Raw genomic sequence first — 8,495 nt, forward strand, 5'->3', positions numbered from 1 at the left:
TACGCCATGCTCTTTTTTTTATGACTTTTGCGCCCTTAGTCCCAATCTAGGATTTCCAAATAGATTATAAAAACCAATGCTGATTGATTGGAAACCAAAAAATTTCACCATCAAGATAATGATAAATAGGGAGACAGCAATGCTATCTCCCTATTTAAAACTATGATTTAAAACAATGCGTTAAAAAAAACACTAATTAGGCATCATTTAAAGCAGCAATTCCAGGTAGAACCTTGCCTTCGAGTAACTCAAGGCTGGCACCACCACCGGTGGAAATGTGGCTCATTTGGTCAGCAACACCAACTTTTTCGACGGCAGCTACTGAGTCACCACCACCAATGATGGTAGATGCACCTGTCTTGGTCAGCTCAGCCATAGAGTTTGCGATCGCTTCTGTGCCCTTAGCGAACTTATCAAACTCAAACACTCCCATCGGACCATTCCAGATTACAGTTTTGCAATCTGCTAAAGCATCCTGAAACACCTTTACAGAATCTGGACCAATATCCAAACCCATCCAGCCATCGGGAATAGCTTCAATACTGACAGTCTGGGAATTAGCATCAGGGGCAAAATTATCTGCGATAACCACATCAGTGGGCAACAGCAATTCCACACCACGCTCTTTGGCCTTAGCTTCTAAAGATTTCGCCAAATCGAGCTTATCGTCTTCCACCAGGGACTTACCCACACTCATACCACGGGCCTTGTAGAAGGTAAAAATCATTCCACCGCCAATTAGCAGTTTATCCACCTTCTCCAGTAGAGTGTCAATCACCCCAATCTTACTGGACACCTTAGAGCCGCCAATAATTGCAGCTAGAGGCTTTTCGGGATTTTCTACAGCATTTTGTAAATACTGCAGTTCTTTCTCAATCAAGTACCCAGCTACAGAAGGACTCAGGTAATGGGTGACTCCCTCAGTAGAGGCATGAGCCCGGTGGGCTGTTCCAAAGGCATCATTGACATACAAATCAGCCAGAGATGCCAACTGTTTGGTGAATTCTGGGTCATTCTTTTCCTCCCCAGCGTGGAAGCGGAGATTTTCCAGTAAAGCCACCTGACCATTTGCCAAAGCACCAACTTGGGCAGCGACCTCGTCTCCAACACAGTCTTTACACATGGTGACTGGTTGACCCAGCAGTTCCGAAAGACGGTTAGCAACGGGGGTTAGACGCAAGCTTTCCTTGACTTGTCCCTTGGGTCGTCCCAAGTGGCTACACAGGATTACCTTTGCCCCTTTCTTAAGTAAATCTTGAACAGTGGGTAAAGCAGCACGAATGCGAGTATCATCGGTGATGGTGCCATTGTCATCCAGGGGTACATTCAGGTCTGCTCTGACCAATACCGTTTTTCCGGCTAAATCTGATTCACTTAAATTGGCTACACTTTTCTTGGACACAGTATTAATCTCCTAATTGCTATTGCCTGCTAATCCCTGACTATCAGCCGTCTTGCCGGATGATTTGACGTCAGAGAGTCGCTGTACATTAACTGGTAAGTCACCAGCTGAATGACCAGGACAAAAGGTATTCTTTTGTTAAGACCGTTCACATTTTACCGGAGTCCGGATCCTGGAGGAAATCTGTGATATGTTCAATACCGTTGTATTTCCGATTGACTCAAGTCGAGAAAGCCGTGAAGCTGCTGAGGTTGTTGCGAACATAGTGCAAAAGTACGGCAGCAATCTATATCTGCTGTCAGTGATTGAAAAAGCTGACCCTGATCAAGCTACAGCAGCTGCTCCCGAGGCAATGACATCCCCTGAAGCAGTAACAGAACTGCTTAACGGTGCCAAAGCACTATTTGCTCAGCAAGGAATTGAAGCCAAAACCGTGGAGCGTGCAGGAAAGCCTGCCTTCGTGATCTGCGATGTGGCTGACGAAATTGGGGCAAATTTAATTGTGATGGGCTCTAGGGGGCTAGGGTTGACAGATGAAGGTATAGCTAATAGCGTGGCCGATCGAGTGATTAATTTGTCCCCTTGCCCAGTTTTGATTATTCCCTAATTTGTGATTAGTCATTGGTTTCATAAAATTCCTTGGTTACTAATTGTCAATTGCCAATGGTCGATTTTCAATTAACTAATGACCAATGACTAATCAGCAATGACTAATGACTAATGGCTAATGACTCATGACAATCCAGTGGTATCCCGGACACATTGCCAAAGCCGAGCGAGAACTCAAGGAACAGTTGAAGCGAGTCGATGTGGTATTAGAGGTGCGGGATGCTCGGATTCCCCTATCTACCCATCATCCTCAAACCGACCAGTGGGTGGGTAATAAAACTCGGGTGTTAGTGATCAACCGGGTGGATATGATTGAGCCAAGGATGCGCCAACTTTGGGAATCGTGGTTTCAACAGCAGGGGGATATCCCTTATTTCACTAATGCTCAACAGGGTAAGGGTATCCGCGCTGTGGCTAAAGCCGCCCAGACAGCTGGGGAGGAAATCAATCGACGTAGGCGCTCACGGGGAATGCGACCTCGTCCTGTCCGAGCTGTGGTAATTGGATTTCCCAATGTTGGTAAATCGGCTTTAATTAATCGACTTTTGGGACGTCGTGTGGTAGAGAGTGCTCGTCGTCCCGGTGTGACACGTCAATTGCGTTGGATACGTATTTCTGACCAACTCGAACTACTTGATGCTCCTGGTGTTATTCCTGCCAAGTTAAACAATCAGCAGCAGGCGCTCAAGTTAGCTATCTGTGATGACATTGGTGAAGCATCTTACGACAACCAACGGGTAGCAATAGCACTGATTGCATTTCTGAAAGATTTAGATAAGATGAAGGAGTACACTTTTTTATTAAAGTCTTCTTTACAAAAGAGGTACCAACTAGACCCAAACCCATTAACCGCTGAAGATTACTTACATGGTCTAGCCGACTATCGCTATCAGGGAAACATCGAACGTACAGCGCGGCAACTATTGGGTGATTTTCGTAAGGGTTTACTCGGAACAATTGCATTGGAAGTACCACCAGAAGTACTACCCTAAGTACCACCAATGTAAATCCTTAGCATTTACAGCATCTACACAAGTAAAATTGCAAGCCCGATTCTACTAGTGAGTACTAGCTAGTGAGCGTCCTACTAGGGAGTATTACTAGGGAGTCTTTCTAGATAGTCTTTCTAGGGGGCCTAAGTTCCCTATGGATATGTTTGTCTATAAAAGGAAAGAATTTAAGTCTTATTGAACCAATATTGTCAATATCTATTGAAAAAGAAATACCAGAACTTAAGCGAGGAAGCGAATTGAGGAGCTAAACCTAACTTGAGACAGATGACTTGAGCTAATTAGCGTAACCAACTTCAGTAATATTGCCGAGGGAAAAGTTTTTCAATCAGTCCTATAATCAGTATTGAGCACCGAAACAGCTGATGCAGGGCTTACGCAAGAACTCTACAGGTAGTGTTAACAGTTACCCTTTAACCCCTACAGGTAGTGTGTCGATGGCTGAATTGCGTAAGCTCTGTTTACCTGTATTAATATATACTGCTATAAGCATCAAGATTTATTAACTAAAGTTTGTATTTGTTGACGGTTGACGGTTGTCTTGATTAGACCTATTGCAAAAGTATTGTCTTGATGCCGTGCCGAATTGGGGGAAGCCACGGCAGTCGCTCATGGGGGAGACCCCCGCAGGTCGGCGCTGCCTCCTCAAGATCACAGTGGCTCCCTTTGACAGCGCTACCTTGCTGCATCGCTTTTCTGATACTGTTTTTCATAAATTTTGTCTGGTGATCGGAAGTTCCCCGATCCGAAGTTGCAAACAACAGCAGCTAGGTCTATTGTGCCATTTGTTCCAAAATTATCCTAAAATCAGCCAAAATACCAGGCAAATTGTCTAGATTCAGCACAGGTACATGAACAAAGATACAAGAAGTATTGAGGTGATGTTCTCCAAGATACTTCAACACTTCGTAATAGAGTCCTTCGCAGACAAATTTACCAGCATCATGGCTAATCTCACATCCACTCAAGGCAGCTACTAGTTTCTCTAAGTTCACTGGGGTTTGAAGGCAGTCATCTTCACGACTAGCACAGGATTCGACGGTTAATTTGTGCCGTTTAGTAGCCATTCCACAACAAATAATCCGATCGGGTTGTATTTGATCAATTTTGGCAATTACCTGAGCACTAGCTTCGGCAATATCGACGGGCAACTGTCTAAGAAAAGTCAGGGAAGCAGATAAATCATTGATTTGAGCAATTTTCCCTAATAAATCATCAGAGGAGTTAGATACCTGATCCGGTAGCCAGGTTTGAAAGGATGTCAAGAGGATTTTTTTGTTCATTCAACAGAACCAATTAAAATAAAAATAGCTTCAATAGTTCAATGTAAGGGAAAGCAGGTTAATGCCAGTAATTGCGGTTGTAGACTACGACATGGGGAACCTGCACTCTGCCTGTAAAGGGTTACAGAAAGCTGGTGCAACTACCTTAGTGACAGATTTAGCAGCAGATATAGCACAGGCGGATGCGGTGGTACTACCGGGAGTGGGGGCGTTTGACCCAGCGATACAACATTTGCGATCGCGTAACCTGGAGCAACCGATTAAACAAGCTATTGCCAGCGGTAAACCCTTTTTAGGTATTTGTCTAGGTTTACACATTCTGTTTGAGGCTAGTGAAGAAGGCACAGAACCTGGATTAGGGATTGTGCCTGGCACAGTGCGCCGCTTTCGTCGAGAACCAAGTATTACGATTCCCCATATGGGTTGGAACCAGCTAGAGTTTACTCAACCAGATTGTCCCCTTTGGCAGCATTTATCGGGCAATCCCCGAGTCTATTTTGTCCATTCTTATTATGTTGACCCAGTTGACCCTGGGATTCGAGCCGCAACTACTACTCATGGGAGTCAAACGGTGACGGCTGCGATCGCTTACAATAATGTCGTAGCAGTACAGTTTCACCCGGAAAAGTCTTCTACTACAGGACTGCAAATTTTGTCTAATTTCGTGGCTCAGGTCAAGAGTTACTGCCATGATCGTACACTTGTCACCAAAGCCTGAAAATTATTCTTCTTAAAATTCTGCTACTACTACTGATTTAATCAGCACGCTCCCCACTGTCCTGTGTTTGGATGAGAATTTACGGCAATCGCCAACTGAAAACTTTGCCAGGACAAATTACCCGCCCGACACCAGCACGGGTGCGGGAGGCAGTATTTAATATTTGGCAAGGCAGTGTAGAGAATTGCCGATGGCTGGATTTATGTGCTGGTAGTGGTTCAATGGGTGCTGAGGCTCTATGTCGGGGAGCTGCTTTAGTGGTAGGGATTGACAAATGGGCAAAAGCTTGCTCAATTATTCGTCAAAACTGGCAACAGATGGCTCAGGCGCAGCAAGAATTTCGGGTGTTGCAGGGGGATGTGGTCAGGCGATTGAAAACCTTGGCTCCTCAGCAGTTTGACCACATTTATTTTGACCCCCCCTACGCTAGTGATTTGTACCAGCCAGTGTTAGATGCGATCGCTCAATACCAGCTCCTCGACAGCCATGGTGAGTTAGCTGTTGAGCATAGCTCTAACTACTGGCAACCACAACCAATCCCCAATTTAGAAATTTGTCGCCAGAAGGTCTATGGCAATACTGCCTTGACCTTCTATTGCCCATTAGTTTAAGTCAGGGGTAATGGTCAGCTCATGGGAAGGAAAAACTAACCCCCAAGTTGGTTACCCCGTTGGTATTGCATATAGGCAGCAAAAAATAACCCCAATAGAGTAACAGGTATTAAGCCAAGGACAATCCCAACAAGCAACGGTTCTACCACACTAAGTCTCCTAATTAAGTTTTTTTACCTGTTTCTCATATTACTAGGTCTGATCAACCTTAGGGTGCTGCTGGTGGTCAAACACTAATTTATCAAGCATCCTGAGTTCCATGGGTTGAGATTGCTCAGTCACACTTAGGAGGCTCTGACCTAATGACCTAAGCCCTGACTTGACTTGAGTACTTTTTCCTATATCCCAGCTTATATACTAAAATGTATACCTTAGATCTATTCCCTTAGTATCAGGTATATAGAGGGAGACATAGTGTAGCATATAATACAAATACAACACAAGATCTTGATTAATGACTCCATAAATTTTAAGCTATGTTTATAAACAAAAATAATACTTAGTCTAAGTATTTACTTATCATTGCTTAACACAACTTAATCAATGGTTCAGTTTTATCGAGATTACAAGCGCTTTATCGATAGTCAACTTGACAGGAGATCCTTTGGAAAACCAGCTTGTCCAACCTAGAGTTCTAGTGCGGCGAGTCACCTTGATAGTACTAGTGGCTTTGCTTGCTATAAGTCTTAGCCTGATCGGAATTCCCATGATGCAGGATTCGGATCCTTATGTACAAAAGGTTTTGTCCCTGAACGGTGATCCAGTCCGAGGTAATGCTATTTTTCAAATCAACTGTGCTGGGTGTCATGGAGCCAACGGGGATGGTAATGTAGGACCAAGTCTACTGAATATCTCTAAGAGAAAGTCTGACGTCAGCCTGATTCAGCAAGTCATCAGTGGTAGAACACCACCAATGCCTAAGTTTCAACCTCAAACTGGAGATATGGCAGACCTGTTGAGTTACCTGGAGCAATTGTAACCAAAGGTTGTTCGCGTAGCGTGGCCAAAGGCCAAGGTTAAAGGTTGAAGGTTGAAGGTTGAAGGTTAAAGGTTGTCTGTCAGAATGCAGAATTAAGAATTAAGAATTAAGAATGTAGAATTCCAAATTCTTAATTCTTAATTCTTAATTCAAAAAGGTTGTTCGCCTTTGGCGTTCCCGTAGGGTAGGTTAACGAAGAGCGCTGAAGAAAAAATATGCCAGTTAAATGTTGATTAACTTATAATATTTCCGGCGTTGCTGATTGATTTGTGATTTAGCTGGCCGTAAAAGAAGCCCCACACCTCAATCCGCAAGGATGAGTGTGGTTAGAAGTTACCGCAAGAATAAGGCAGCCTTTATGGTTGGTCGGTTATGCGTAAAAGGGTTAAAACTTTATGATTAAGGCTGCCTTATTCTAAGGTTTAATCTCCGGGATGAATTTTACACAGGGTATGCACGGAACAGGGAAACGAGCTATCAAGCTTGTGATCAATTCAGACGAAGTCATACCGCGTTTCTGTGCTTCTTGCTAGAACTGCCTTTTTTCAAAGTCGGTAATTCTGATTACTAGTTTTTTGTCTTTGATTTTGGATTGACATTTGTTCAGACGCTTGTTACAATCTTAATAGGTCGGTAAACAAGGTAACAACCAAGGATGAGATTAGCGTATCAGTACAAGATCAAGCCAACAAAAGCACAAAAAGCCGTTATAGATAATTGGCTGTCAATGCTGTGTGCTCAATATAATTATTTGTTAGCTGATCGATTTAACTGGTACGAACAGAATCGTTGTTATGTTAATGCTTGTCCCCTTGTTTGTCATCTTTCAGAATTAAAGGAAAATCCCGATTATTACAGCCAAAAAAAGACTCTACCAAACCTGAAAAAGACTCATCCTTGGTACAGGCAGATTCACTCTCAGGTACTTCAGGATGTTGTCAAGAGGGTAAAACTGGCTTTTGATAGGTTCATAAAAGGAGACAGTAACGGTAGGCGAAGTGGGCGACCTAGATTCAAAAAACGGCACCGTTACCGTACTTTTACCTACCCTCAAATGAAAGAGGGATGTCTGGAAGGTGATCTAATAAACCTCCCTAAGATAGGCATGGTAAAGGTTGTACTCCACCGCCCTATTCCCGCTGGATTTAAAATAAAAACAGCCTCTATTACTAACAAATGTGATGGCTATTATCTGGTCTTATCTCTGGAGGACAAGACTGTTCCTGAGGTAAAGCCAGATATTAATCCGGACTCAATGATTGGGATTGATGTTGGCCTTAAAGATTTTTTGACGACTTCTGAAGGGGAATCTGTCGAGATACCTCAGTACTATCGAAAAGCTCAAAAACGTCTAAAAGTAATCCAGAAGCGTGTATCTCGTAGAAAGAAGGGAGGTAAGAACAGGCTCAAAGCTATCAAACAGCTTGGATTACAGCACAAGAAGGTAGCAGACAAGCGGAAAGATTTTCATTTCAAGACCGCAAATTATTTGTTATCAAAATATGATGTTGTTGCTCATGAAAAATTAAACGTAAAGGGACTGGCTAAGTCCCGATTGGCTAAATCTGTGTTGGATGCTGGGTGGTCAAGCTTTCTGACAATTCTTTCAAGCAAAGCCTTAAATGCTGGCTTGTTGGCAGTTGCAGTAAGTCCCAAAAATACTTCGCAGAATTGCTCCAATTGTGGAAAAAAAGTTCCTAAAAAACTGCATGTTCGCTGGCATGATTGCCCTCATTGCGGATGCAGTCTTGACCGGGATCATAATGCGGCAATAAATATAAAAAATAGAGCGGCAGGGTTTGAAGTTACCGTAAGATAGTGGAGCCTTAATCAAAAAGTTTTAACCCTTTTATGCATAGCCGACTAACCATAAAGGCTCCACT

At 43.4% G+C, this 8,495-nt stretch carries 9 protein-coding genes; 6 read left to right on the forward strand and 3 right to left on the reverse strand.

Translation table 11 applies throughout. From position 1 onward, the window contains the following. Positions 1–196: 196 nt before the first annotated feature. On the reverse strand, positions 197–1,402 hold the full coding sequence (gene pgk, locus F6J94_RS04700) for a phosphoglycerate kinase (RefSeq protein WP_293037406.1): 1,206 nt from the start codon (positions 1,400–1,402) through the stop codon (positions 197–199). A gap of 190 nt (positions 1,403–1,592) precedes the next feature. On the opposite strand from pgk, the gene F6J94_RS04705 reads away from it, so the two are divergent. Both F6J94_RS04705 and ylqF read left to right on the forward strand, forming a co-directional pair. Beyond that, positions 1,593–2,009 carry a universal stress protein gene (locus tag F6J94_RS04705; RefSeq protein WP_293037409.1) on the forward strand — a complete coding sequence of 139 codons (417 nt, stop codon included), beginning with the start codon at positions 1,593–1,595 and terminating at the stop codon, positions 2,007–2,009. 127 nt (positions 2,010–2,136) lie between these two features. Continuing rightward, entirely contained in the window at positions 2,137–3,003 is an 867-nt protein-coding gene (ylqF, locus tag F6J94_RS04710) for a ribosome biogenesis GTPase YlqF (RefSeq protein WP_293037412.1), read from the forward strand. 791 nt (positions 3,004–3,794) lie between these two features. Here the strand turns inward: ylqF and F6J94_RS04715 are convergent. Further along, positions 3,795–4,304 (reverse strand): peptidase C15, encoded by a 510-nt coding sequence (locus F6J94_RS04715; RefSeq protein WP_293019056.1) that lies wholly within the window; start codon positions 4,302–4,304, stop codon positions 3,795–3,797. 61 nt (positions 4,305–4,365) lie between these two features. Between F6J94_RS04715 and hisH the strand changes: the two genes are divergently transcribed. Together hisH and rsmD are read left to right on the forward strand one after the other, a co-directional pair. Beyond that, entirely contained in the window at positions 4,366–5,022 is a 657-nt protein-coding gene (hisH, locus tag F6J94_RS04720) for an imidazole glycerol phosphate synthase subunit HisH (protein ID WP_293037415.1), read from the forward strand. Between the two features lie 71 nt (positions 5,023–5,093). Continuing rightward, positions 5,094–5,633, forward strand: a complete 540-nt coding sequence (gene rsmD, locus F6J94_RS04725) for a 16S rRNA (guanine(966)-N(2))-methyltransferase RsmD (protein ID WP_293037418.1) — start codon at positions 5,094–5,096, stop codon at positions 5,631–5,633. A gap of 35 nt (positions 5,634–5,668) precedes the next feature. Here the strand turns inward: rsmD and petG are convergent, their stop codons facing one another. Then, positions 5,669–5,782 (reverse strand): cytochrome b6-f complex subunit V, encoded by a 114-nt coding sequence (petG, locus tag F6J94_RS04730; RefSeq protein ID WP_070395274.1) that lies wholly within the window; start codon positions 5,780–5,782, stop codon positions 5,669–5,671. 455 nt (positions 5,783–6,237) lie between these two features. Here petG and F6J94_RS04735 point away from each other — a divergent pair, with 455 nt between their 5' ends. Together F6J94_RS04735 and F6J94_RS04740 are read left to right on the forward strand one after the other, a co-directional pair. Further along, positions 6,238–6,612: a cytochrome c gene (locus tag F6J94_RS04735; RefSeq protein ID WP_075903624.1), complete on the forward strand. Its 375-nt coding sequence runs from the start codon at positions 6,238–6,240 to the stop codon at positions 6,610–6,612. A gap of 655 nt (positions 6,613–7,267) precedes the next feature. Beyond that, positions 7,268–8,431, forward strand: a complete 1,164-nt coding sequence (locus F6J94_RS04740; RefSeq protein ID WP_293037421.1) for a transposase — start codon at positions 7,268–7,270, stop codon at positions 8,429–8,431. Positions 8,432–8,495 lie beyond the last annotated feature (64 nt).

It is taken from the genome of Moorena sp. SIO1F2, from assembly GCF_010672755.1.
Classification (GTDB): domain Bacteria; phylum Cyanobacteriota; class Cyanobacteriia; order Cyanobacteriales; family Coleofasciculaceae; genus Moorena.